The sequence below is a fragment of the Pseudomonas sp. NY15354 genome (genome assembly GCF_048068075.1).
Classification (GTDB): Bacteria; Pseudomonadota; Gammaproteobacteria; order Pseudomonadales; family Pseudomonadaceae; genus Aquipseudomonas; species Aquipseudomonas guariconensis_C.
In genome coordinates this window covers 182,406-204,996 of the sequence record NZ_JBLUPV010000008.1, presented here as the reverse complement: position 1 = coordinate 204,996, position 22,591 = coordinate 182,406, and the positions used below count along the sequence as shown (strand labels likewise).

Annotated in this window: 18 protein-coding genes; 17 read left to right on the top strand and 1 reads right to left on the bottom strand. The window is 65.8% G+C overall.

The features are described 5' to 3' along the window. Positions 1-18: 18 nt before the first annotated feature. The 12 genes from ACNFCH_RS11250 to ACNFCH_RS11195 all read left to right on the top strand — a co-directional run bounded on the left by ACNFCH_RS11250 (position 19) and on the right by ACNFCH_RS11195 (position 16,007). On the top strand, positions 19-663 hold the full coding sequence (locus ACNFCH_RS11250; protein WP_337157250.1) for a TetR family transcriptional regulator C-terminal domain-containing protein: 645 nt from the start codon (positions 19-21) through the stop codon (positions 661-663). Between the two features lie 74 nt (positions 664-737). After that, complete coding sequence (locus ACNFCH_RS11245; RefSeq protein ID WP_416742781.1) at positions 738-1,454, top strand: response regulator; 717 nt, start codon at positions 738-740, stop codon at positions 1,452-1,454. Positions 1,455-1,459: 5 nt separating this feature from the next. Next, positions 1,460-2,233: a substrate-binding periplasmic protein gene (locus ACNFCH_RS11240; protein ID WP_337157249.1), complete on the top strand. Its 774-nt coding sequence runs from the start codon at positions 1,460-1,462 to the stop codon at positions 2,231-2,233. Further along, positions 2,230-4,485 (top strand): ATP-binding protein, encoded by a 2,256-nt coding sequence (locus ACNFCH_RS11235; protein ID WP_416742780.1) that lies wholly within the window; start codon positions 2,230-2,232, stop codon positions 4,483-4,485. Before ACNFCH_RS11240 ends, ACNFCH_RS11235 begins: the two co-directional genes overlap by 4 nt. Before the next feature lie 199 nt (positions 4,486-4,684). Beyond that, positions 4,685-6,097 (top strand): amino acid permease, encoded by a 1,413-nt coding sequence (locus ACNFCH_RS11230; RefSeq protein ID WP_416742779.1) that lies wholly within the window; start codon positions 4,685-4,687, stop codon positions 6,095-6,097. 303 nt (positions 6,098-6,400) lie between these two features. Next, entirely contained in the window at positions 6,401-7,192 is a 792-nt protein-coding gene (locus ACNFCH_RS11225) for an enoyl-CoA hydratase/isomerase family protein (RefSeq protein ID WP_416742778.1), read from the top strand. A 33-nt stretch (positions 7,193-7,225) separates the two neighbouring features. Further along, positions 7,226-8,386: an acyl-CoA dehydrogenase family protein gene (locus ACNFCH_RS11220; protein ID WP_337157245.1), complete on the top strand. Its 1,161-nt coding sequence runs from the start codon at positions 7,226-7,228 to the stop codon at positions 8,384-8,386. A gap of 18 nt (positions 8,387-8,404) precedes the next feature. After that, positions 8,405-10,522 carry an acetate--CoA ligase family protein gene (locus tag ACNFCH_RS11215; RefSeq protein ID WP_416742777.1) on the top strand — a complete coding sequence of 706 codons (2,118 nt, stop codon included), beginning with the start codon at positions 8,405-8,407 and terminating at the stop codon, positions 10,520-10,522. Continuing rightward, a complete protein-coding gene (locus tag ACNFCH_RS11210) occupies positions 10,515-12,122 on the top strand; it encodes a 5-guanidino-2-oxopentanoate decarboxylase (protein WP_416742776.1) in 1,608 nt (535 codons plus the stop codon). Before ACNFCH_RS11215 ends, ACNFCH_RS11210 begins: the two co-directional genes overlap by 8 nt. 36 nt (positions 12,123-12,158) lie before the next feature. Further along, a complete protein-coding gene (gene alr, locus ACNFCH_RS11205; RefSeq protein ID WP_416742791.1) occupies positions 12,159-13,388 on the top strand; it encodes an alanine racemase in 1,230 nt (409 codons plus the stop codon). Between the two features lie 20 nt (positions 13,389-13,408). Continuing rightward, positions 13,409-14,599 carry a pyridoxal phosphate-dependent aminotransferase gene (locus ACNFCH_RS11200; RefSeq protein ID WP_337157242.1) on the top strand — a complete coding sequence of 397 codons (1,191 nt, stop codon included), beginning with the start codon at positions 13,409-13,411 and terminating at the stop codon, positions 14,597-14,599. Continuing rightward, the gene (locus tag ACNFCH_RS11195) at positions 14,592-16,007 is read left to right on the top strand and encodes an aldehyde dehydrogenase family protein (RefSeq protein WP_416742775.1); all 1,416 of its coding nucleotides are present in this window, start codon (positions 14,592-14,594) and stop codon (positions 16,005-16,007) included. Before ACNFCH_RS11200 ends, ACNFCH_RS11195 begins: the two co-directional genes overlap by 8 nt. Positions 16,008-16,132: 125 nt before the next feature. On the opposite strand, the gene ACNFCH_RS11190 is transcribed toward ACNFCH_RS11195, so the two are convergent. Then, positions 16,133-16,573: an RrF2 family transcriptional regulator gene (locus ACNFCH_RS11190; RefSeq protein WP_337157240.1), complete on the bottom strand. Its 441-nt coding sequence runs from the start codon at positions 16,571-16,573 to the stop codon at positions 16,133-16,135. Between the two features lie 162 nt (positions 16,574-16,735). Between ACNFCH_RS11190 and ACNFCH_RS11185 the strand changes: the two genes are divergently transcribed. From ACNFCH_RS11185 to ACNFCH_RS11165, 5 genes are read left to right on the top strand one after another with little or no spacing between them, the layout of a single operon-like run. After that, entirely contained in the window at positions 16,736-18,337 is a 1,602-nt protein-coding gene (locus ACNFCH_RS11185) for an ABC transporter substrate-binding protein (protein ID WP_337157239.1), read from the top strand. Between the two features lie 33 nt (positions 18,338-18,370). Then, the gene (locus ACNFCH_RS11180) at positions 18,371-19,330 is read left to right on the top strand and encodes an ABC transporter permease (RefSeq protein WP_043210870.1); all 960 of its coding nucleotides are present in this window, start codon (positions 18,371-18,373) and stop codon (positions 19,328-19,330) included. 3 nt (positions 19,331-19,333) lie between these two features. Next, the gene (locus ACNFCH_RS11175) at positions 19,334-20,161 is read left to right on the top strand and encodes an ABC transporter permease (RefSeq protein ID WP_337157238.1); all 828 of its coding nucleotides are present in this window, start codon (positions 19,334-19,336) and stop codon (positions 20,159-20,161) included. A gap of 2 nt (positions 20,162-20,163) precedes the next feature. Further along, positions 20,164-21,810: an ABC transporter ATP-binding protein gene (locus ACNFCH_RS11170; RefSeq protein WP_416742774.1), complete on the top strand. Its 1,647-nt coding sequence runs from the start codon at positions 20,164-20,166 to the stop codon at positions 21,808-21,810. After that, positions 21,807-22,511 carry an NAD(P)H-dependent oxidoreductase gene (locus ACNFCH_RS11165; RefSeq protein ID WP_337157236.1) on the top strand — a complete coding sequence of 235 codons (705 nt, stop codon included), beginning with the start codon at positions 21,807-21,809 and terminating at the stop codon, positions 22,509-22,511. The genes ACNFCH_RS11170 and ACNFCH_RS11165 overlap by 4 nt, the downstream gene beginning before the upstream one ends. Positions 22,512-22,591: the final 80 nt, after the last annotated feature.

Genomic DNA, 22,591 nt, shown 5'->3' with positions numbered 1-22,591 from the left:
TTTTTTCCAGGAGCACCGATGAGTCAGGAAGCCCGCTACAACCGCATGCTGCCGGAACTGCGCAAGGCCAACCTGGTCGAGGCGACCTTGGTGTGCCTGAAACGGCACGGCTTTCAGGGCGCCTCGATCCGCAAGATCTCGGCCGAGGCGGGCGTGTCGGTGGGGCTGATCAGCCACCATTACTCGGGCAAGGACGAACTGGTGGCCGACGCCTACATGGCGGTCACCGGGCGGGTCATGGGCTTGTTGCGCGAGGCCATGGCCAAGGCCGCGCCCAATGCCCGCGAGCGGCTGTCGGCGTTCTTTCGCGCATCGTTCGGCTCGGACGTGCTCGACCCCAAGCTGCTCGACGCCTGGCTGGCATTCTGGGGTGCGGTGAAGACCGCCGAGGCGATCAACCAGGTGCATGACCATTCTTACGGCGAATACCGCAATGAATTGAGCCAACTGCTGGCGTCACTGGCTTCGGAGGAGGGCTGGGAGGGGTTCGATGCGGACCTTGCGGCCATTAGCCTCAGTGCCCTGCTCGACGGGTTGTGGCTGGAGTCCGGGCTCAACCCGGGGACGTTCTCGCCGGAGCAGGGCGTGTTGATCTGCGAGGCCTGGGTCGATGGGCTTCAGGCCGGTGGTCGACGTCGCTTCAGTATCCGCGAGGGCTGTTGATCGTCTGTTCAGTAACGAGTACGCTGCTGCCGCGGGTTCGATGAACAACACCTATAAAAAAGAGACAACACGCAATGACGCCTCGGGTACTGATCGTCGATGACGATCCGATTATTCGCGACTTGCTGCACGCCTACCTGTCCCAGGAAGGCTACGACGTCCACTGCGCCGACACCGCCGAACAGGCCGACGCTTTCCTCGCCAGCCAGGATGTCGACCTGGTGCTGCTGGACATCCGCCTGCCGGGCAAAGACGGCCTGACCCTGACCCGCGAATTGCGGGTGCGCTCGGAGGTCGGCATCATCCTGATCACCGGTCGCAACGACGACATCGACCGCATTGTCGGCCTGGAGTGCGGCGCCGACGACTACGTGATCAAACCCCTCAACCCACGCGAGCTGGTCTCGCGCGCCAAGAACCTGATCCGCCGCGTGCGCCATGCCCGCGTCGCCCAACCCGCGCCAGCCTGCGTGCAGTCGCTCAAGCAGTTCGCCGACTGGGCGCTGGACACCGACCGCCGCCGCCTGATCGACCCGCGCGGCGCGGAAACCTTACTGACCCATGGCGAGTTCCAGCTGCTCAGCGTGTTCCTGCGCAACAGTGGTCATACCCTGACCCGTGACCAATTGATGGACCAGATCCGCAACCGCGAATGGGTGCCCAACGACCGCTCCATCGACGTGCTCGTCGGGCGTCTGCGGCGCAAGCTGCGTGACGACCCGGCCGAGCCGCACCTGATCATCACCATTCACGGCACCGGCTACCTGTTCACCGCCAGCGTGGCGGCCTGACCCCCATGGGCCGCTCGCTTGCGCTGGCCCTGATGCTGGTGAGCCTGCACGGCGTGGCTGGCGAGCGCATCCGCTACTGCGACTACCCGGTGTACCCGCCGATCTCCTGGAGTGACGGCCGCCAGGTCCGAGGCCTGGCGCCGACCGTGGTGCGCGAACTGCTCGGGCGCCTGGGCTACGAGGTCGAGATCGTCGTGCTGGGCAACTGGAAGCGCTGCCTGATGGATGCTGCCGCAGGCCGGGTGGATGTGGTGCTGGCCTACAACAGCGACCAGCGCGACCAGGGCATGCGCTTTTCCAAGGTGCCGGTGCTGCGCGAGGAAGTGGCGGTGTTCGTCAACCAGCGCCGGCCGGTGCATTTTGAACGCCTGGACGACCTGGCCGGCTACCGGGGCGGGCTGCTCTATGGCGAAAGCTACGGGCCTGAGTTCGACCGTTTCGTGGCCCGGCACCAGAACATCGAATGGGTGTCCTCCAGCCAGCAGAACTTCGGCAAGTTGATCCGTGGCCGCATCGACTTCGTGGTCCAGGAGCGACGCACCGGCGAATTGTTCGTCGAGCACCTGCCCGGCGCCAAGGACATCCGCGCCTTGCCCCCGGCGCTGAGCGTGGACTACCTGCGCGTTGCGGTGTCCCGGCATTCCCCTTTGAGCCAGCGCATGGACGCCATTGACGCCCAGTTGCGTCAAATGACTGCGGCCGGCGAGATCCAGCGCTGGCTGGAGCAGAGTGAAGTGACCTACCGAGACATGATCAACCTGCCGGCGGACGCGCGATGATCCGCCTGCACACCGACGGCCTGCTGCGCCGCCTGTTACTGTTCATCTTCCTGTTCAGCCTGTGCTTCACCGTGCTGGCGAGCTCCGTCCAGTTGTACTTCGAGTACCGCCGGGAGATGCGCGACATCGAGGCGCGCATGGCGTTGATTCGCGCCGGCTATCTGGCAAGCCTGGAGCGCAGCTTGTGGGACCTGGACGAAGCGCAACTGGACGTGCAACTGCGTGGGCTGGTGGATTTTTCCGATGTGGCGCGGGTGCGGCTGATCAGCGATGACTTCAGGCTGCTGCGCGGCGAGGCCACGCCCAAGGGGCCGCTGCGCATCGAGCGCTTCGCCCTGGATTACCAGCCACCCTCGGGGCCTGCGCGGCACCTGGGGGAGCTTGAGGTGAGCATCGACCTGGGGGCGGTGCATCGGCGGCTGTTCGCCACGGGGCTGGCCAGTTTGCTCTGGATGGGTGTGTTTCTCTGCGGTCTGGCGGTGGCGCTGTCGGGGCTGTTCTACCGCCTGGTGACCCGTCACCTGCAAGTGATGGCCGAGTTCGCCCGGCGCATCGGCGCGGGGCAGTGGCAGGAGCCGTTGCGCCTGGCACGCCGCCGCTCCACGCGCCCGGACGAAATCGACACCGTGGCCCACGCCCTGGATGACATGCGCCGGGCCATCCTCAGCGACATCGAGCGCCGCGAACTGGACCGCCTGGCGTTGCAGGACAAACGTGACGAACTGCAGGCGATGGTCGAGCGGCGCACCGCCAGCCTGGCGCGGGCCAAGGATGAGGCCGAGGCCGCCAACCTGGCCAAATCCAGGTTCCTGGCGACCATGAGTCATGAGCTGCGCACGCCGCTCAACGGCATCCTCGGCATGGCCGAGCTGCTGCGCGGTGGCAGCCTCGATCCCCGCGACCGTCAACGTCTGGAGGCGTTGTACAAGGCCGGCGAGGGGTTGCTGGCGATTCTCAACGAAGTGCTCTATTTCGCCCGCCTGGAAGAAGGCGAGAGCCGTCCGGAAAGCGTCGATTTCTCCCTGCGCCAGTTGTGCCAAGAGGTCATGACCCTGCTCGAGCCCAGGGCGGTGGACAACGGCAACCGCCTGCACTGCCACATCGATGAGCGACTGGCGCAATTCCAGCATGGCGCCGAACAGTACCTGCGACAGGTATTGAGCAACCTGTTGGCCAACGCCATCAAGTTCACCGAACGCGGGCAGGTGACCCTGGATGTACGGGTGCTGGAGCGGGGGGCGGATCCGCAACGGGTGCGGATCATGGTCAGCGATGATGGCATCGGTATCGCTCCGGCGATGCAGGCGAAGATCTTCGATCGCTTCACCCAGGCCAGCGAAGCCGTGGCCAGGCGCTATGGCGGTACGGGGCTGGGCTTGGCGATCTGCAAGCACTTGGTGGAGAAACTCGGCGGGCGCATCGGGCTGGACAGCGTCGAAGGGCAGGGCAGTTGCTTCTGGTTCGAACTGGACCTGGCCTGTGGCCAGCGGCCCGAGACACAGGTGCTGGTGGAGCAGGTGCTGGCACCGCTGAAGATCCTGGTGGTCGAGGACGTGGCCCTGAACCGCGAAGTAGCCGATGGGCTGCTCACTCGGGATGGCCATCAGGTCGACTTCGCCGAGGATGCCCGACAGGCGCTTCAGGCCTGCGCCGAGCGCCAGTTCGACCTGATCCTGCTGGATGTGCATCTGCCCGGCATGAACGGGGTGGAGCTGTGCCGGCTGATCCGTGCCACGCCAGGGCTCAACCGCCAGACCCGCATCCTGGCCTTGACCGCAGGTGTGCAGCCAGCGCAGGTGCCCGGTTACCTGGAAGCCGGCATGCAAGGCGTGCTGGCCAAGCCCTTGAAGCTCGACAGCCTGCGCGCGGCGTTGGCTGACGTGACGCCCGCCGTGCAAACGGCGCCACCCGCGGCGTCGATGGACTGGGCCTTGTTGCAGACCCACCGCACTTTGCTGGGCGAGCAGAAACTGCAAGGCCTGCTGGTCGTGCTACGTCAGGCCATCGAGCAGCATGAAGCGGCATTGGTCGAGGCCCTGAAGGCCGGCGACTGCACGGAGGTGGTCCATTTGGCCCATCGCCTGGCGGGCAGCTGCGACTCCTTGGGCTTTGCTGGGCTGGCGACGGCGCTGCGGCGCCTGGAGGATGCGGGGCTGAAGGGCGATGCTGGGGCGTTCGAAGCCTTGGGCGAGCCGCTGGCCGAGCAGATCCGCCAGGCCCGCGCCGCCCTGGAACAGCTGATCCAGGGCTGACGTACAAAAAAGTTACGACTTTTTACATCTTCGATCCGTCCGTACAACGGCGTCTTACATCCGTTTCCAATAATCGATGGCAACCGTGCTCCACACGGTCCATGAGGCTTATTGGAGATAAGAATAATGAAATGCCGTAAAGCTGAAGCCCTCCTTGATTTCTTGCCCGCCCAGCGCGCCTGCCAGGTCGAGGTGCGCCATGTCTGAAACCACCGAACGCAAAGGCATTCAACTGACCCGTGCGCTCAAGAGCCGGCACATCTTCATGCTGTCGTTGGGCGGGGTGATCGGCACCGGTCTGTTCATGGGCTCTGGTGTGACCATCAACCAAGGCGGCCCGGTGGGGGCGATCCTGGCGTACCTGGTCGCCGGCCTGCTGATGTACCTGGTGATGGTCTGCCTGGGGGAGCTGTCGGTGCAGATGCCGGTGTCCGGCTCGTTCCAGGCCCATGCCACCAAATACATTGGCCCAGCCACGGGGTTCATGATCGGCTGGGTGTACTGGATGAGTTGGGCCACCACCGTGGGCCTGGAATTCACCGCCGCAGGCATGTTGATGACCCGTTGGTTCCCGGAGGTGCCGATCTGGTACTGGTCGGCGCTGTTCGTCGCCGTGCTGTTCGGCCTCAATGCCCTGGCCACCCGCGCCTTCGGTGAAGCCGAATACTGGTTCTCGGGCATCAAGGTCGCGACCATCCTGGGCTTTATCGTCATCGGCCTGTTGGTGATCTTCGGTGGCATCCCGCTCAACAGCGGCGCGCCGGCACCGATGCTCGACAACCTGGTTGGCGATTCGCTGTTCCCCCACGGGCTGTCGGCGGTGTTCGCGGTGATGATGACCGTGGTCTACGCCTTCCAGGGTTGCGAGATCATGGGCGTGGCGGCAGGTGAGACCGAGCATCCGGAGAAGAGCATCCCCCGTGCGGTGCGCAACGTGGTGTTCCGCGTGCTGATCTTCTATGTGCTGGCCATCGCCGTGCTGTCGGCCATCGTGCCCTACGAGCAGGCCGGCCTGATGGAAAGTCCGTTCGTGCAGGTGTTCGACATGGTCGGCATCCCTTACGCGGCGGACCTGATGAACTTCGTGATCCTCACCGCCATCCTGTCGGTGGGCAACTCCGGCCTGTACGCCTCCACGCGTATCCTCTGGGCCATGTCCAAGACCGGCATGGCGCCCAAGAGCCTGTCGCCACTGAGCAAGCGCGGCGTGCCGCTGCGGGCGCTGAGCATCACCCTGTGCTTCGCCTTGGTCTCGCTGATGACCAGCTTCGTCGCCGCCGACACCCTGTTCATGGTGTTGATGGCCGTGAGCGGGATGTCCGGCACCGTGACCTGGATCGTCATTGCCCTGGCCCAATACCGCTTCCGCAAAGCCTTCCTGCGTGAGGGCGGCAAGCTCGAGGACCTCAAGTACCGTGCGCCGCTGTATCCGCTGGTGCCGCTGCTGTGCATCACCCTGTGCAGTTCGCTGTTCGTGTTCCTGGCCATGGACGAGACCCAGCGTCCGTCGCTGTATTGGGGCTTTGGTTTCATTGCGGTGTGCTATGCGGCGTATTTCCTGATCAACCGTCGCCGCCAAGGGGCGTTCGAGCCGAGCGCGCCCGGCGTTTGACTGACGGGCCCAATCGCGGGACAAGCCCGCTCCTACAGGGTGTTGTGCAATCCCTGTAGGAGCGGGCTTGTCCCGCGATTGCTTTGGTGCAGGCTGCGCAAAACTTCAGTTGTGCGAAGTTGTAACAGCTCCCGCATAAAAGCGCTTCTTCATCCATTTATTTTCAATAAAAACAATTAGTTAGTGTTGATTGTTGATTTGTTACAGCAGCTCATACCCCGATTGCCGTCTTGTTGAACACTTGTTTAGTATCTCCCTCAAGTCGTCCCCCTCATAACCACCACAACAATATCGAGGCCTCCCATGACTAGCCCGTCGTCACTGTTGAGCAAGGTCGAAGCCGGCGTTGCCTGGATCACCCTCAACCGCCCCGAGCAACGCAATGCGCTGGACATCCCCAGCCTCAAGCAACTGCACGCACTGCTGGAAGCCTTCAACACCGATCCGGCCGTGCGCGTCGTGGTGTTGACCGGCACCGGGCGCAGCTTCTGCGCCGGCGCCGACCTGGCCGAATGGGCCGAGGCCGAAGCCCGCGGCGCCCTGGAAAGCTACGGTTGGACCGAGACCGCCCACGCCCTGATGCAGCGCCTGCACAGCCTCGACAAACCCACCATCGCCGCCATCAACGGCACCGCCGTCGGCGCCGGGATGGACCTTAGCCTGTGCTGCGACCTGCGCATCGCTGCCGCCTCGGCGCGCTTCAAGGCTGGCTACACCAGCATGGCCTACAGCCCCGACGCCGGAGCCAGCTGGCATTTGCCGCGGCTGATCGGTACCGAGCAAGCCAAGCGTTTGTTGTTCCTCGACGAGCTGTGGGGCGCCGAGCGCGCCCTGGCCGCCGGGCTGGTGAGCGAAGTGTGCGCCGATGAGCAACTGGCCACTGTCACCGCTGAGCTGGCCGCTCGCCTGGCCAAGGGCCCGACCTTCGCCTACGCCCAGACCAAACGCCTGATCCGCGACGGCGCCCAGCGCACCTTGAGCGAGCAGCTGCAGGCCGAACTCGCCGCTGGGCTGTTGTGCGGACGCAGCCAGGATGGCGCCGAGGCGCTGCGTGCCTCGGTTGAAAGACGGGCACCAGAATTCGTTGGCCAATAACCCTTTACACGACCTTCTTCAGGACGATTCCAGATGAATTTCCAACTGACCCAAGAACAAGAAATGTTGGTGGAAGCGGTACGCAGCTTCGTGAACAAGGAGCTGCTGCCCTATGAGGAAGAGGTGGACCGCGCCGACGCGGTGTCGCCGGAGCTGGCGGCGCAGATCCGCGGCAAGGCGATCGCGGCGGGGTTCTATGCCTTCAACATGCCCGAGGAAGTCGGCGGCGGCGGCTTGGACTACCTGTCCCAGGCGCTGATCGAACGTGAGCTGTCCAAGGTGTCCTGGGCGTTGCATGTATTCGTCGCGCGCCCCTCGAAGATCCTCATGGCCTGCAAGGACGAGCAGATCAACGACTACCTGCTGCCGTGCGTGCAAGGCGAGAAGATCGACTGTTTCGCCCTGACCGAGCCGGGCGCCGGGTCCGATGCCAACGCCATCAAGACCCGCGCCGTGCGCGACGGTGACGACTTCGTCATCAATGGCAGCAAGCACTTCATCAGCCACGCCGGCCACGCCGACTTCGCCATCGTCTTCGCGGTCACCGACACCTACGAGCACAACGGCCGCAAGCGCAACGCCGTGACCGCTTTGCTGGTGGATCGTGGCACGCCCGGCATGACCATCCGCCGCGGTCCTAAGTGCGTGAGCAACCGTGGCTATCACACCTATGAGCTGTTCTTCGACGACTGCCGCGTGCCGGCCAGCAAGGTGCTGGGCGAAGTGGACAAAGGCTGGGAAGTGGCCAACGCCTGGCTCACCGCAGGCCGGGTGATGGTCGCCGCCAACTGCGTGGGCCAGGCCCAGCGCGCCCTGGACCTGTCCCTGCAGTGGTCCGCCGACCGCAAGCAGTTCGGCCAGGCCATCGGCAGCTACCAGGGGGTGTCGTTCAAGCTCGCCGACATGGCCACCCAGATCCGCGCCGCGGAACTGCTGACCCTGCACACCGCCTGGAAGATGGACCAAGGCAGCATGACCGACGGCGAGGCCGGCATGGCCAAGCTGTTCGCCAGTGAAGTACTGGGCAAGGTGGCCGACGAGGCGGTGCAGATCTTCGGCGGCATGGGCCTGATGGACGAAGGACCGGTCGAGCGCATCTGGCGCAACGCGCGGATCGAGCGGATCTGGGAAGGCACATCCGAAATCCAGCGGCACATCATTTCCCGCGAACTGCTGCGTCCGCTGCTGCGCTGATCGGCCTGGAGACTGCCCATGTCGCACTCGATTCGTGACAACCTCAAGCGCCTGCTGGCGCCTCAGCACCTGGCCTTCGTCGGCGGGCGCAGCATGGCGCGGGCGCTAAAGCGCTGCGCCGAAGGCGGCTTCGCCGGCCAGATGTGGCTGGTGAACCCGCAGCATGAAAGCCTCGATGGCGTGCCGTGCGTGCCCAGCGTGGCCGAGCTGCCCTGCGCGCCGGATGCGGTGTTCATCGCCACCAACCGTGACCTCACCCTGCAATGCGTCAAAGACCTGGCCGTGCTCGGCGCTGGCGGCGCCATCTGCTACGCCTCAGGCTTTGCCGAGAGCGGCGAGCAGGGGCGCGAGCTGCAACAGCGCCTGCTCGAGGCGGCCGGCTCCATGGCCTTGCTCGGCCCCAACTGCTATGGCCTGCTCGACTACCTGCACGGCGCCGCCCTGTGGCCGGTCGCCCATGGCGGCAAGCAGGTGGAGAAGGGCGTGGCGATCCTCACCCAGAGCGGCAACTTCGCCTACAACCTGTCCATGAGCGACCGCTCGCTGCCGGTGGCCTACATGGCCTCGGTGGGCAACCAGGCGCAGTTGGGCGTGGCTGAGCTGATGGACGTGTTGCTCGACGACCCACGTGTGACCGCCATCGGCCTGCACCTGGAAGGCCTGAAGAACGTGCCGGGCTTTGCCCGTGCCGCGCACAAGGCGTTGGAGCGGGGCATCCCGATCATCGCCCTGAAAACAGGCGTCTCGCAGATCGGCGCCGAGCTTGCGCTGAGCCATACCAGTTCGTTGTCCGGCTCCGATGCCCTGTACGACAGCCTGTTCCAGCGTCTGGGCGTGATCCGCGTGAGCGGCCCGGTGAGCTTTGCCGAGACCCTCAAGGCCGCTGCCTGCGGGCATCTGCCCAAGGACGGCCGACTGATCGCCTTGGCTTGTTCCGGTGGCGATGCCGGCCTGATCGCCGATTACGCCGAGCGCAACCACTTGGCCCTGCCCAAGCTGGAGCAAGGGCAAGTCGATGAACTGGCCCAGGTGCTGCCGGCCTACGCCAACCTGGTCAACCCGCTGGACTTCACCACGGCGATCTGGGGTGATGGCGCGGCATTGGAGTGCATGCTCGACAGCGCCCTGCGAAGCGATGCCGACGCCGCCATGCTGGTGCTGGACTACCCGGCGGAGTTCACCGGCGAGCGCAAGGAGTGCGACCTGCTGCTGGGGCTCTACTGCGATGCGTTGCAGCGCCATGGCAAGATCGGTTTCGTCACCTCCGCCTTCCCCGAACTGTTGCCGGCCAGCGCCCGTGAACGCCTGCATGCGCGTGGCATTGCCGCGTTGCAGGGGGTGGAGGATGGCCTGGCGGCCTGGGGGCGGATCGTCGCCTACCAGCGCAACCGCCAGCGTCTGTTGGCGTTGGGCGAGTCAGCCTTGGTGCCGCTGTGCCCGCAGGCACTGCCGGGCCAGGCGCGGCTGCTCGATGAGTGGCAGTCCAAGCAGGCGCTGCGGGCATTTGGTCTGCCGGTGCCGGCTGGCGTGCTGAGCACGCCCGAGCAGGCGCTCGAAGATGCCGCCCGCGTCGGCTACCCGCTGGTGCTCAAAGCCGTCAGCGCGCAATTGCCGCACAAGACCGAAGCCGGGGCGGTGGCGCTCAACCTGCGCGATGCCGACGCCTTGCAGGCGGCGCTCGGGCAGATGCGCGAGCGCATCGCGGCCTACGCACCAGGGGTGGCGTTCGATCAGGTGCTGCTCGAACCCATGGCCCAGGCCCCTCTGGCCGAGCTGATCGTGGGCATCAAGCGCGAAGACGACTTCGCCTTGGCCCTGGTGATCGGTGCCGGTGGCGTGCTGGTGGAGCTGCTCAAGGACAGCGTCAATCTGCTGCTGCCCACCACCGACGGCGCGATCCGCAATGCCGTGCTGGGCCTGCGCAGTGCCGCTTTGTTGCAAGGCTTCCGTGGCCGTCCGGCCGCCGACCTCGACGCCGTGGTGGCGGCGATCCGCGCCGTGGCCGACTACGCCTGCGAGAACGCCAGCCAGTTGCTGGAGTTGGACGTGAACCCATTGATGGTCGGTGCCCAGGGCACCACCGCGGTCGACGCGCTGATCCGCCTCGGCCAGGCGCAAGGAGAACAACATGCATGAACGTCCTTTGACCGGCGGCCAGGCCCTGGTGCGGCTGCTGGGCAACTATGGGGTCGATACGGTGTTCGGTATCCCTGGGGTGCACACCCTGGAGCTGTACCGGGGCCTGCCGGGCAGCGGCATCCGTCATGTACTGACCCGCCATGAGCAGGGCGCGGGCTTCATGGCCGATGGCTATGCGCGTGTCAGCGGCAAGCCAGGGGTGTGCTTCGTCATCACCGGCCCTGGCGTGACCAATGCCGCCACGGCCATTGGCCAGGCCTATGCCGATTCCATCCCGATGCTGGTGATTTCCAGCGTCAACCACACCGCAAGCCTGGGCAAAGGCTGGGGCTGCCTGCACGAGACCCAGGACCAGCGCGCCATGACCGCGCCGATCACCGCGTTCTCCGCCGTGGCCCTGAGCGCCGAGGACCTGCCCGAGCTGATCGCCCGGGCCTGGGCGGTGTTCGACAGCGAGCGCCCGCGCCCGGTGCACATCTCGGTGCCGCTGGATGTGCTGGCGGCACCCGTCGCTCGCGACTGGAGCCATGAAGTGGTGCGTCGCCCGGGCCGCGGCCTGCCGGATCGCGACAGCCTGGATCAAGCCGCCATCAAGCTGGCCAACGCCAAGCGACCGATGATCATCGCGGGCGGGGGCGCCTTGCACGCCGCAGCCGAGCTTGCGCAACTGAGCGAACGCCTGGCCGCGCCAGTGTTCACCAGCGTTGCCGGCAAGGGCTTGCTGGCCCCGCAGGCGCCGCTCAATGCCGGTGCCAGCCTGTGCGTCGAGCCCGGCTGGCAGATGATCAGCGAGGCCGATGTGGTGCTGGCCGTAGGCACCGAGATGGCCGATACCGATTTCTGGCGCGAGCGCCTGCCACTGGGCGGCGAGCTGCTGCGCGTGGACATCGACCCCCGCAAGTTCAACGACTTCTACCCCTGTGCGATTGCGCTGCACGGCGATGCCCGGCAGACCTTGGCTGGCCTGCTGGAGCACCTGCCGCAGGTCTCCCGTGATGCCGGCGCGGCCATCGAGGCCGTCAAGGGCCTGCGCCAGGCGATCCGGGCAGCTCATGCGCCGCTGCAGGCGATCCACCAGGCGATTCTCGACCGCATCGCCGCTGTGCTGCCAGATAACGCCTTTGTCAGCACCGACATGACCCAGCTGGCCTACACCGGCAATTACGCCTTCACCAGTCGGGCGCCGCGCAGCTGGTTGCACCCCACCGGCTACGGCACCTTGGGTTACGGCTTGCCGGCTGGCATCGGCGGTATGTTCGCCACCGATCACCGCCCTGGCCTGGTGCTGGTGGGCGATGGCGGCTTCCTCTATACCGCGCAGGAGCTGGCCACCGCCGTCGAAGAGCTCGACCGCCCGCTGGTGGTGCTGCTGTGGAACAACGACGCCCTGGGGCAGATTCGTGACGACATGCTCGGCCTGGATATCGAGCCGATCGGCGTGCTGCCGCGCAACCCCGACTTCATCGGCCTGGCCCGCGCCTTTGGCTGCGCCGTGTGCCAGCCGCGCAGCCTGGATGAGCTGCAAACCGACCTGACCAAGGGTTTCGCCACGCCGGGCGTGACCTTCATCGAACTCAAGCACGGCTGTGCCCGTTGATCGCACCTTCAGGACAATAAAAAGAGAACAAGCATGATGCCATTCCACCGCACCCTCCTGGCAGCTTCCCTGGCCCTGCTGGCGACCGCCCAGGCCCCGCTGTATGCGGCGCCGCCGTTGTCGATGGACAACGGCGTCAACGCCATGACCATCCAGAACAGCAACGCCTGGGTCGAGATCAGCAAGAGCGCCATCGAACACAACATCCGTACCCTGCAGACGGAACTCAACGGCAAGTCCAAGCTGTGCGCGGTACTCAAGGCTGACGCCTACGGCCACGGCATCGGCCTGGTGATGCCCTCGATCATCGCCATGGACGTGCCCTGCGTGGCGGTGGCCAGCAACGAGGAAGCTCGCGTCGTTCGTGCCAGCGGTTTCCAAGGCCAACTGGTGCGGGTGCGCCTGGCCAGCGTGAGCGAGGTGGAAGACGCCTTGCAGTACAACATGGACGAGTTGGTCGGCAGCGCCGAATTCGCCCGGCAGGTGGCGGCGATCGCCCAGCGCCACGGCAAGACGCTGCGCATCCACCTGGCCTTGAACTCCAGCGGCATGAGCCGCAACGGCGTGGAAATGGCCAGTTGGTCGGGCCGCGGCGAAGCACTGGAAATCGCCGAACAGCCGAACCTGGAGCTGGTCGCGCTGATGACCCACTTCGCCGTCGAAGACAAAGATGACGTGCGCAAGGGCCTGGCGGCCTTCAAGGAGCAGAGCGACTGGCTGATCAAGCACGCCAAGCTCGACCGCAGCAAGCTGACCCTGCACGCGGCCAACTCCTTCGCCACCCTGGAGGTGCCGGAGGCCCGCCTGGACATGGTGCGCACCGGCGGTGCGCTGTTCGGCGACACCGTGCCGACCCGCACCGAGTACCGCCGCGCCATGCAGTTCAAGTCCCGCGTTGCGACCGTGCACAGCTACCCGGCCGGCAATACCGTCGGCTATGACCGCACCTTCACCCTGGCCCGTGACTCGCGCCTGGCCAACATCACCGTCGGGTATTCCGACGGCTATCGCCGGGTGTTCACCAACAAAGGCCATGTGCTGATCAACGGCCATCGCGTGCCGGTGGTGGGCAAGGTGTCGATGAACACCTTGATGGTGGATGTCACCGACTTCCCTGACGTCAAGAACGGCAACGAGGCGGTGCTGTTCGGCAAGCAGGCCGGCGGTGAGATCACCCAGAGCGAAATGGAAGAAATCAACGATGCACTGCTGGCCGACCTGTATACGGTCTGGGGCAGTGCCAACCCGAAGATCCTCGTCGACTGAAGCCTTCATAGGAGACGCTCATGCGCTTTGCCAAGCTGACCCAACGCATTGCCGGCGACGGCGCCGCCGCCTGGGACATCCACTACCGCGCCCTGGCGATGCAGGCCGAGGGCAAGGACGTCCTGCTGCTGTCGGTGGGGGACCCGGATTTCGACACGCCGGCGCCCATCGTCGAGGCGGCCATCGACAGCCTGCGCGATGGCCACACCCATTACTCCGACGTGCGCGGCAAGCTGGCCTTGCGCCAGGCGATCGCCCGTCGTCACCAGCAGCGCAGTGGCCAGGCGGTGAGCGCCGACCAGGTCACGGTGCTGGCCGGTGCGCAGTGCGCGCTGTTCTGCGTGGCCCAATGCGTGCTCGATCCGGGCGACGAGGTGATCGTCGCCGAGCCCATGTACGTGACCTACGAGGCGGTGTTCGGCGCCTGTGGTGCCACGGTGGTGCCGGTGCCGGTCAAGCCGGAGAACGGGTTCCGTGTGAGCCCCGAGGACGTGGCCGCGCGCATCACCCCGCGGACCCGCGCCCTGGCGCTCAACAGCCCGCACAACCCCTCCGGCGCGAGCCTGCCGCGCGCCACCTGGGAGGCGCTGGCCGAGCTGTGTATCGCCCATGACCTGTGGCTGATCTCCGATGAGGTGTACAGCGAGCTTTTGTATGACGGCGAGCATGTCAGCCCGGGCAGCCTGCCGGGCATGGCCGAGCGCACCGCGACCCTCAACAGCCTGTCCAAATCCCATGCCATGACTGGCTGGCGGGTGGGCTGGGTGGTGGGTTCGACCGCGCTGGCCGGCCACTTGGAAAACCTGGCCCTGTGCATGCTCTACGGCTCCCCCGACTTCATCCAGGACGCTGCGGTGGCGGCGCTGGAGCAGCAACTGCCGGAGCTGGAAGCCATGCGCCTGGCGTATCGCCAGCGCCGTGACCTGGTTTGCGAGCGGCTGGCCGGTTGCCCGGGCATCAAGGCGCTCAAGCCTGATGGCGGCATGTTCGTGATGGTCGATATTCGGGAGACGGGCCTGAGCGCCCAGGCGTTCGCCGACCGCCTGCTAGACAGCCAGGGCGTATCGGTGTTGGCGGGCGAGGCCTTCGGCCCGAGCGCTGCCGGGCATATCCGCCTTGGCCTGGTGGTGGGCGCCGAAGCGCTCGAAGAGGCGTGCCGACGCATCGCTCGCTGCGCCGCCGAACTGATGAAGGAGCAGGCCCATGCGTGAGTACGCGCGGCTTTACATCGACGGCGCTTGGCAGGTGCCGAGCGGGCAGGGCATGGCCGAGGTGATCGACCCGGCCAGCGAAGTTGCCATCGGCCGCGTCCCGTTGGGCGACGAGCAGGACGTGGAGCGGGCGGTGAGCGCGGCGCGCCGGGCTTTCGGCGACTGGTCGCGTACTCCATCGAGTGTGCGCGCAGGCTTTATCCGGGCCTTGGCCGAGCAGTTGCGTGCCCGTGCCGGGGAAATGGCCGATGTGATTACCAGCGAACTGGGCATGCCGGTGCAGTGGTGCCAGATGGTGCAGGTCGACGGGCCGATCGAAGGGCTGGAGCAGTATGTCGAACTGGCTGGGCTGATGGATGAGGTGCGTGAGGTCGGCAACTCGCGGGTGTACCGCGAGGCGGTGGGCGTGTGCGCCTTCATCAACCCCTGGAACTACCCGCTGCACCAGATGATCGGCAAGCTGGCACCGGCCCTGGCGGCGGGTTGTACCGTGGTGGTCAAGCCGAGCCAGGAAACGCCCCTGCATGCGTTCTTGCTGGCGGAGATGATCGACGCCATCGGCCTGCCGGCGGGGGTGTTCAACCTGGTCAGTGGCCCGGGATCGAAGGTCGGCGAAGCGCTGGCCCGGCATCCGCAGGTGGACATGGTGTCGTTCACCGGCTCCACCGGCGCCGGCGTGCGGGTGTCCCAGGCGGCGGCACCGACGGTCAAGCGAGTGTGCCTGGAGCTGGGCGGCAAGTCGCCGCTGCTGATCACTGCCGATGCTGATCTAGAAGCGGCGGTGCGCCATGGCGTGCAGGACGTGATGATCAACTCCGGGCAGACCTGCACTGCGCTGACGCGCATGCTGCTGCCGGCCGAGCGCTACGCCGAGGCCCAGGAGATCTCCGTGGCCGAGACGCGTTCGCTGGTCATGGGCGATCCGCGCGATCCGCGGAGTTTTCTCGGGCCGATGTGTTCGGCAGGGCAGCGACGCACGGTGCTCGACTACATCCGCCTGGGCCAGGAAGAGGGCGCGCGGCTGTTGTGTGGTGGCGAGACCGCGCCAGGGTTCGAGCGAGGGTATTACGTTGCGCCAACGCTGTTCGCCGATGTCGACAACCGCATGCGCATCGCCCAGGAAGAGATCTTCGGACCGGTGCTGTGCCTGATCCCATATGCCGATGAACAGCAGGCGATCACGATGGCCAATGATTCGCCGTTCGGCTTGTCCAGCGCCGTGTGGGCGGGCAATCGCGAACGTGGGCTGGCCTTGGCCCGGCAGCTGCGCGCCGGGCAGTGTTTCGTCAATGGTGGCGGATTCAATTACCGGGCGCCGTTTGGCGGGTACAAGCAGTCCGGGAACGGGCGCGAGTGGGGCGAGGAGGGGCTGGGTGAGTTCGTCGAAGTGAAGGCGGTTCAGCTCTGAGACCGGAGGGCTGCTGTGCAGCCCATTCGCGGGTAAACCCCACAGGAACCGCGCTGTGCTTCAGGGCAACGGTGAAACCTGTGGGAGCGGGTTCACCCGCGAAGAAGGCGGCGCGCAGTGAAAGGCTACCCCTGCGCCACATCCTCCACGGGGCTGTCGAACGCCACGAACAACTGATCGGCCGTGATCGCCCCCAGGTCCAGGCGCATGTTCGCCTCGAGCATGGCGAACAGGCGGGTGAACACCTCGAACACCTTGCAGTGATCCTCCATCCCCGAAAACGGGTTGTCGATTTTCTCGGCGATCAATGAGCTCTCCTGTACCGCGTCATACACCTCGCGCAGGGTGATTTCGCTGGCCGGGCGGGCCAGGGTCAGGCCGCCGTGAGCGCCACGCCAGGACTTGAGAATGTCCGCCTTGACCAGTTGCGAGGCCAGGCTGCGCACGCGCGCGGGGTGGACCTTGACCCACTTGGCGATGGTCTCGGTGCGCAGCTTCTGCGGTGCATTGGCGGCCACGAACGAGAGAATGTACGAGGCGGTGATCAGGCGAGTCGACTGGCTCATCGGCATAGGTCCCTGGGTAAAAACCGAAGTCTACACCCCTGTGAAAATCCGACTTGGCAGGGGCATGGCATTGAGTCTAATGTATTTGTCACGATGACAATTACAAATATCTAGTCGTCGGGCGAACAAGACCTTTCCTGGCGGTTCAACAGAGGCGATGCCATGAGCGATAACAAGAACAAGATCACTCAAGCGATGCCCGACAGCGGTCTGCCGCGTCGGGATTTCCTCAAGTACAGCGCGGCGGCGGCCACCTTCGCCGGCGCCTTCTCTCTGGGCCTGCCGATGTCGGGCTGGGCCGAGGAGGGCACTCCCAAGGCCGGTGGCGTATTGCGCATGGGCCTGGCTGGCGGCAGCACCACCGACTCGGGTGACCCAGGCTCCTGGAGCGATACCTTCACCTTCGTCGGCTTCTCGGCGGTGTACAACACCCTGAGCGAAATCAGCGTCGACGGCACAGCGATTCCGGAGCTGGCCGAGCGCTGGGAATCCAGCCCCGATGCCAAGGTCTGGACCTTCACCCTGCGCCAGGGCGTGACCTTCCACGACGGCAAGACCCTGGACGCCAACGACGTGGTCGCCTCGATCCAGCACCACCTGGGCGAGAAGTCCACTTCCGCAGCCAAGACCGTGCTCGGCGATGTCGCCCAGGTCCGCGCCCAAGGCAACGATACCGTGGTGTTCGAGTTGCATTCGGGCAACGCCGACTTCGCCTATGTCGTCGCCGATTACCACCTGGTGATCATGCCGGCCAAGGACGGCGTGGCCGACTGGCGCTCCGCCAATGGCACGGGTGGCTATCGTCTGAAGCGCTTCGAACCCGGCGTGCGGATGGATCTTGAGCGCAACCCGAACTACTGGAAGCCTGGCCGCGCGCATTTCGCCAGCGCCGAGCTGCTGGCCATCGCCGATGGCGCTGCGCGGGTCAACGCCCTGGTCACCGGTCAAGTGGACGTGATCAACAAGGTCGACCTCAAGACCGTGGCGCTGCTCAAGCGCAACCCGCAGTTGGTGATCGAAGAGACCAAAGGCGCCCAGCACTACACCTTCCCCATGCTCTGCGACAGTATGCAGTTCCAGAACAACGACGTGCGCCTGGCGCTCAAGTACGCCATCGACCGCCAAGCCCTGCTGACCTCGGTGCTACATGGCTATGGCCAGATCGGCAACGACCACCCGATCCAGCCCGGCAGCCGCTTCATCAACGCCGCCCTCGAACAGCGCGCCTACGACCCGGACAAAGCCCGTTTCCACTTGCGTCAGGCTGGCCTGGACACACTCAAGGTGCGCCTGCAGGCCTCGGACGCCGCCTACACCGGCGCGGTGGACGCCTCGGTGCTGTTCAAGGAGCAGGCACGCAAGGCGGGCATCGACATCGACGTGGTGCGTGAACCCGCCGATGGATTCTTCACCAACGTGTGGATGAAGCAGCCCTTCACCACTTCGTTCTGGTACAGCAGCCTGACCGCGGACCGCATGTTCAGCATTGGCTATGCCAAAGGCGCGGCCTGGAACGAGACGCACTGGGACAATGCACGTTTCAACCAGTTGCTCAACGCGGCCCGTGGCGAGATGAACGCGCCGCTGCGCCAGGAGATGTACAACGAAATGCAGGCCCTATGCCGCGACGATGGGGGCGCCATCGTGCCGCTGTTCGCAAGCTCGGTGGCGGCGCGTTCGCGTCGGATCACCCACGGTGGGGTCACCGCGCCCTATGGCGAGCTCGATGGGCTGCGGCTGATCGAGCGCTGGTGGCAGGCCTGATCCTTTTCGTCGTCACTGCATGAGGAGCGTACGGTGAATAGTCTTGGTTCATTACTTGCGCGGCGCCTGGCCCTGGGCCTGCTGTCGCTGCTGGCCGTCTCGGTGATCATCTTCCTGGCCGTGGGTATGCTGCCTGGCGATGTCGCGCAGGCCATGCTCGGCCAGGCGGCCACGCCGGAAACCGTTGCCGCGCTGCGGGCGCAACTGGGGTTGGACATGCCGGCCTGGAGCCGCTTCGGCCACTGGGCCTGGCAGTTGCTGCACGGTGACCTGGGCGTGTCGCTGGCCAACCAGCGGCCGATCGCCGAGTTGATCGGCGCGCGACTGGGCAACACCTTCAGCCTGGCGCTGTTGGCTGCGCTGGTTTCGGTGCCCTTGGCCTTGCTGCTGGGCATGCTGGCGGCGCTGTACCGCAACAGCTGGTTCGATCGGCTGCTCAATACCAGTGCGCTGACGGCGGTGTCGTTTCCGGAGTTCTTCGTCGCCTACATCCTGATCCTGGTGTTCGCGGTGAAGCTGGCCTGGCTGCCGAGCATCTCCAACCTGTCGCCTGATGCTTCCCTGGGCGAAGTGCTGGAGCGCTCCTTGTTGCCGGTACTCACCCTGGCCCTGGTGGTGGTCGCGCAAATGATGCGTATGACCCGCGCGTCGCTGATCAACCTGCTGGCCAGCCCTTACATCGAGATGGCCCGCCTCAAGGGCATCTCGCCGGCGCGGATCATCTTCCGTCATGCCTTGCCCAACGCCTTGGCGCCGATCATCAACGTGGTGGCGCTGAACCTGGCGTACTTGGTGGTGGGCGTGGTGGTGGTCGAGGTGGTGTTCGTCTACCCGGGGCTGGGCCAACTGCTGGTGGACTCTGTCGCCAAGCGCGACATCCCGGTGGTGCAGGCCTGCAGCCTGATCTTCGCCGCCACCTACATTCTGCTCAACACCAGTGCCGATGTGCTGTCGATTGCCAGCAATCCGCGTCTGATGCATCCGAAGGGGTAGCCGATGAACCTGTTCAAGCAATTGCAGCGGGCGCCGCTGAGCGCCAAGTTCGGTTTGTTGGTGATCGTCCTGTACGTGCTGGTGGCGCTGTTCGCACCGGTACTGGCGCCGTTTGGCGAGACCGAGGTGGTGGGCGAGGGTTTCGCGCCCTGGGGCGGGCAGTTCCTGTTGGGCACCGACAACCTGGGGCGCGACATGTTCAGCCGCCTGGTCTACGGCGCGCGCAATACCTTGGGGATCGCCTTTCTGACCACCGCCCTGGCCTTTGCCGTGGGCGGCTTCTGTGGCCTGGTGGCGGCGATCAAGGGCGGCTGGATCGACCAGGGCCTGTCGCGCCTGGTGGATGTGCTCATGGCCATCCCGCAACTGATCTTCGCCTTGCTGATCCTGAGCGTGGTCGGCACCACGGCCACCTCGTTGGTGTTGGTGATCGCGCTGCTCGATGCCACGCGGGTGTTCCGTCTGGCGCGGGCGGTGGCGATGACGGTGGTGGTGCAGGACTTCGTCGAGGCTGCGCGCCTGCGCGGGGAAGGGCTGTGGTGGCTGGTCAGCCGCGAGGTGCTGCCCAATGCCGCCGCGCCCCTGATCGCCGAGTTCGGCCTGCGCTTCTGCTTTGTCTTCCTGTTCATCAGCGCCTTGTCGTTCCTGGGCCTGGGCATCCAGCCGCCGACCGCCGACTGGGGCAGCATGGTGCGTGACAACGCCGTGCTGATCACCTTCGGTGACGTCAGCCCGCTGCTGCCGGCGTTGGCCGTGGCGCTGATCACCGTCAGCGTGAACTTCGTCGTGGACTGGGTGCTGCACACCGCCAGCGGCCTCAAGGAGTGCTGAACATGAGCCAACCATTGCTGGAAATTCGTGACCTGCGCATCGACGGTCACCACGACGATGCCTGGCATCCGCTGATCAAGGGCATCGACCTGACCTTGGCCCGAGGCGAGGTGCTGGGGCTGATCGGTGAGTCGGGGGCGGGCAAGTCGACCCTGGGCCTGGCGGCCATGGGCTATGTGCGCGACGGCTGTCGCATCAGCGGCGGCTCGGTGCGCTTCGATGGCCAGGAGCTGGTGGGCGCAGCGCCCGAGACCTTGCGTCGCCTGCGCGGCCTGCGCATCGCCTATGTGGCGCAGAGTGCGGCGGCGTCGTTCAACCCGGCCCACCGTTTGATCGATCAGCACATCGAGACCGCCGTGAAGAACGGCGGCATCGATCGGGCCAAGGCCGAGGCCGAAGCGGTGGAGCTGTACCGGGTGCTGCGCCTGCCAGACCCCGAACGCATCGGCCAGCGCTACCCGCATCAAGTCTCCGGGGGCCAGCTGCAGCGGGTGATGACCGCCATGGCCATGGCCTGTCACCCGGACCTGATCGTCTTCGACGAACCGACCACGGCCTTGGACGTCACCACCCAGATCGAAGTGCTCACGGCCATCCGCGATGCCGTGCGCACCTATGGCAGCGCCGCGCTGTACATCAGCCATGACCTGGCGCTGGTGGCGCAGATCGCCGATCGCATCATGGTGCTGCGTCACGGCAGCCTGGTAGAAGAAGCCCAGACCCGTACCATGCTTGAAACCCCCACCCAGGACTACACCCGCTCGCTGTGGGCGGTGCGCAGTTTCCATACCCAGCCCAAGCCGAGCCCAGCCCAGGCCCGGCCGTTGCTGGAGGTGCGCAAGGCCAATGCCAGTTACGGCGCCCAACCGGTGTTGCACGAGGTATCGCTCACGCTGCATCGGGGCCAGACCTTGGCGGTGATCGGTGAGTCCGGCAGCGGCAAGAGCACCACCGCGCGGCTGATCACCGGCCTGTTGCCAGCCAGCAGCGGGCAGGTGCTGTACGACGGCGAGGCGCTGCCGACGGACTATCGCCAGCGCAGCAAGGAGCAGCTGCGGCGGATCCAGATGATCTACCAGATCCCCGACACCGCCCTGAACCCGCGCCAGCGCATCGTCGACATCATCGGCCGGCCTTTGACCTTCTACCTGGGCCTCAAGGGCAAAGCCCTGCGCCAGCGGGTGGCGGAACTACTGGAGATGATCGAGCTCGACCCGGCCAAGTACATGGACCGCCAGCCCCGCGAGCTCTCCGGCGGGCAGAAGCAGCGCATCTGCATCGCCCGGGCCCTGGCCGCCGAGCCTGAGTTGATCATCTGCGACGAAGTCACTTCGGCCCTCGACCAACTGGTGGCCGAAGGCGTGCTCAAGCTGCTCGATCGCATCCAGCGGCAACTGGGCGTTTCTTACCTGTTCATCACCCACGATGTGGCCACGGTACGTGCCATCGCCGACGAAGTGATGGTGATGCAGCGCGGCCGGGTGGTCGATCACGGCAGCCGCGAGGCCATCTTCTCGCCGCCGTACCGCGACTACACCGGGCTGCTGTTCTCCTCCGAACCGGAAATGGACCCTGACTGGCTCGACCGCCTGCTGGCCCGCCGCGCCGGACACTCCAACCTGCTATCTGTGCAAGGACAACCTTCATGAATGTACTGATCGTCCACGCTCATCCCGAGCCGCAATCGTTCACCGCCGCCCTGCGTGACCAGGCGGTGGAAACCTTCAAGGCCCAGGGGCATCAGGTGCAGGTCAGCGACCTGTACGCCATGGGCTGGAATCCGGTGGCCAGTGCCGAGGACTTCGGCAAGCGCGAAAACCCCGATTACCTGGTCTATGCCCTGGAGCAGCGCCTGGGCGTCAAGAGCGGCTCGATCGCCCCGGACATCCAGGCCGAGCTGGACAAACTGCTGTGGGCGGACCTGCTGGTGCTCAACTTCCCGATCTTCTGGTTCTCGGCGCCGGCCATGCTCAAGGGCTGGATCGACCGGGTGCTGGTGTCCGGCGTGTGCTATGGCGGCAAGCGCTTCTATGACCAAGGTGGTCTGGTGGGCAAGAAGGCCCTGGTCACCGTGACCCTCGGCGGGCGCGAGCACATGTTCGGCGAGGGCGCGATTCACGGGCCGCTGGAGGACATGCTGCGCCCGATCTTGCGCGGCACCCTGGCGTACGTGGGGCTGGAGGTGCTGCCGCCATTCGTGGCCTGGCACGTGCCCTACATCAGCGATGAGGCGCGCCAGGGCTTTTTGCGCGATTACCAGCAGCGCCTGGAGCACCTGTCGGACGACCTGCCGCTCGAGTTCCCGAAGCTTTCGCAGTTCGATGACGCGCTGTACCCGCTGGCCAAATGATTGCGACCGATTGTCGCTGAGTGGACGCCGGGGAGGGCGGTTCAGGCCGTCTGCCCCGGTTTGTTGCCCCTCGCGCAACA

Coding starts and splice junctions, on each gene's coding strand:
- ACNFCH_RS11175 (WP_337157238.1), top strand. CDS start 19,334: ATGAACCTGTTCAAGCAATTGCAGCGGGCGCCGCTGAGCGCCAAGTTC.
- ACNFCH_RS11185 (WP_337157239.1), top strand. CDS start 16,736: ATGAGCGATAACAAGAACAAGATCACTCAAGCGATGCCCGACAGCGGT.
- ACNFCH_RS11165 (WP_337157236.1), top strand. CDS start 21,807: ATGAATGTACTGATCGTCCACGCTCATCCCGAGCCGCAATCGTTCACC.
- alr (WP_416742791.1), top strand. CDS start 12,159: ATGCCATTCCACCGCACCCTCCTGGCAGCTTCCCTGGCCCTGCTGGCG.
- ACNFCH_RS11210 (WP_416742776.1), top strand. CDS start 10,515: ATGCATGAACGTCCTTTGACCGGCGGCCAGGCCCTGGTGCGGCTGCTG.
- ACNFCH_RS11245 (WP_416742781.1), top strand. CDS start 738: ATGACGCCTCGGGTACTGATCGTCGATGACGATCCGATTATTCGCGAC.
- ACNFCH_RS11200 (WP_337157242.1), top strand. CDS start 13,409: ATGCGCTTTGCCAAGCTGACCCAACGCATTGCCGGCGACGGCGCCGCC.
- ACNFCH_RS11170 (WP_416742774.1), top strand. CDS start 20,164: ATGAGCCAACCATTGCTGGAAATTCGTGACCTGCGCATCGACGGTCAC.
- ACNFCH_RS11215 (WP_416742777.1), top strand. CDS start 8,405: ATGTCGCACTCGATTCGTGACAACCTCAAGCGCCTGCTGGCGCCTCAG.
- ACNFCH_RS11190 (WP_337157240.1), bottom strand. CDS start 16,573: ATGAGCCAGTCGACTCGCCTGATCACCGCCTCGTACATTCTCTCGTTC.
- ACNFCH_RS11220 (WP_337157245.1), top strand. CDS start 7,226: ATGAATTTCCAACTGACCCAAGAACAAGAAATGTTGGTGGAAGCGGTA.
- ACNFCH_RS11225 (WP_416742778.1), top strand. CDS start 6,401: ATGACTAGCCCGTCGTCACTGTTGAGCAAGGTCGAAGCCGGCGTTGCC.
- ACNFCH_RS11230 (WP_416742779.1), top strand. CDS start 4,685: ATGTCTGAAACCACCGAACGCAAAGGCATTCAACTGACCCGTGCGCTC.
- ACNFCH_RS11195 (WP_416742775.1), top strand. CDS start 14,592: ATGCGTGAGTACGCGCGGCTTTACATCGACGGCGCTTGGCAGGTGCCG.
- ACNFCH_RS11250 (WP_337157250.1), top strand. CDS start 19: ATGAGTCAGGAAGCCCGCTACAACCGCATGCTGCCGGAACTGCGCAAG.
- ACNFCH_RS11235 (WP_416742780.1), top strand. CDS start 2,230: ATGATCCGCCTGCACACCGACGGCCTGCTGCGCCGCCTGTTACTGTTC.
- ACNFCH_RS11240 (WP_337157249.1), top strand. CDS start 1,460: ATGGGCCGCTCGCTTGCGCTGGCCCTGATGCTGGTGAGCCTGCACGGC.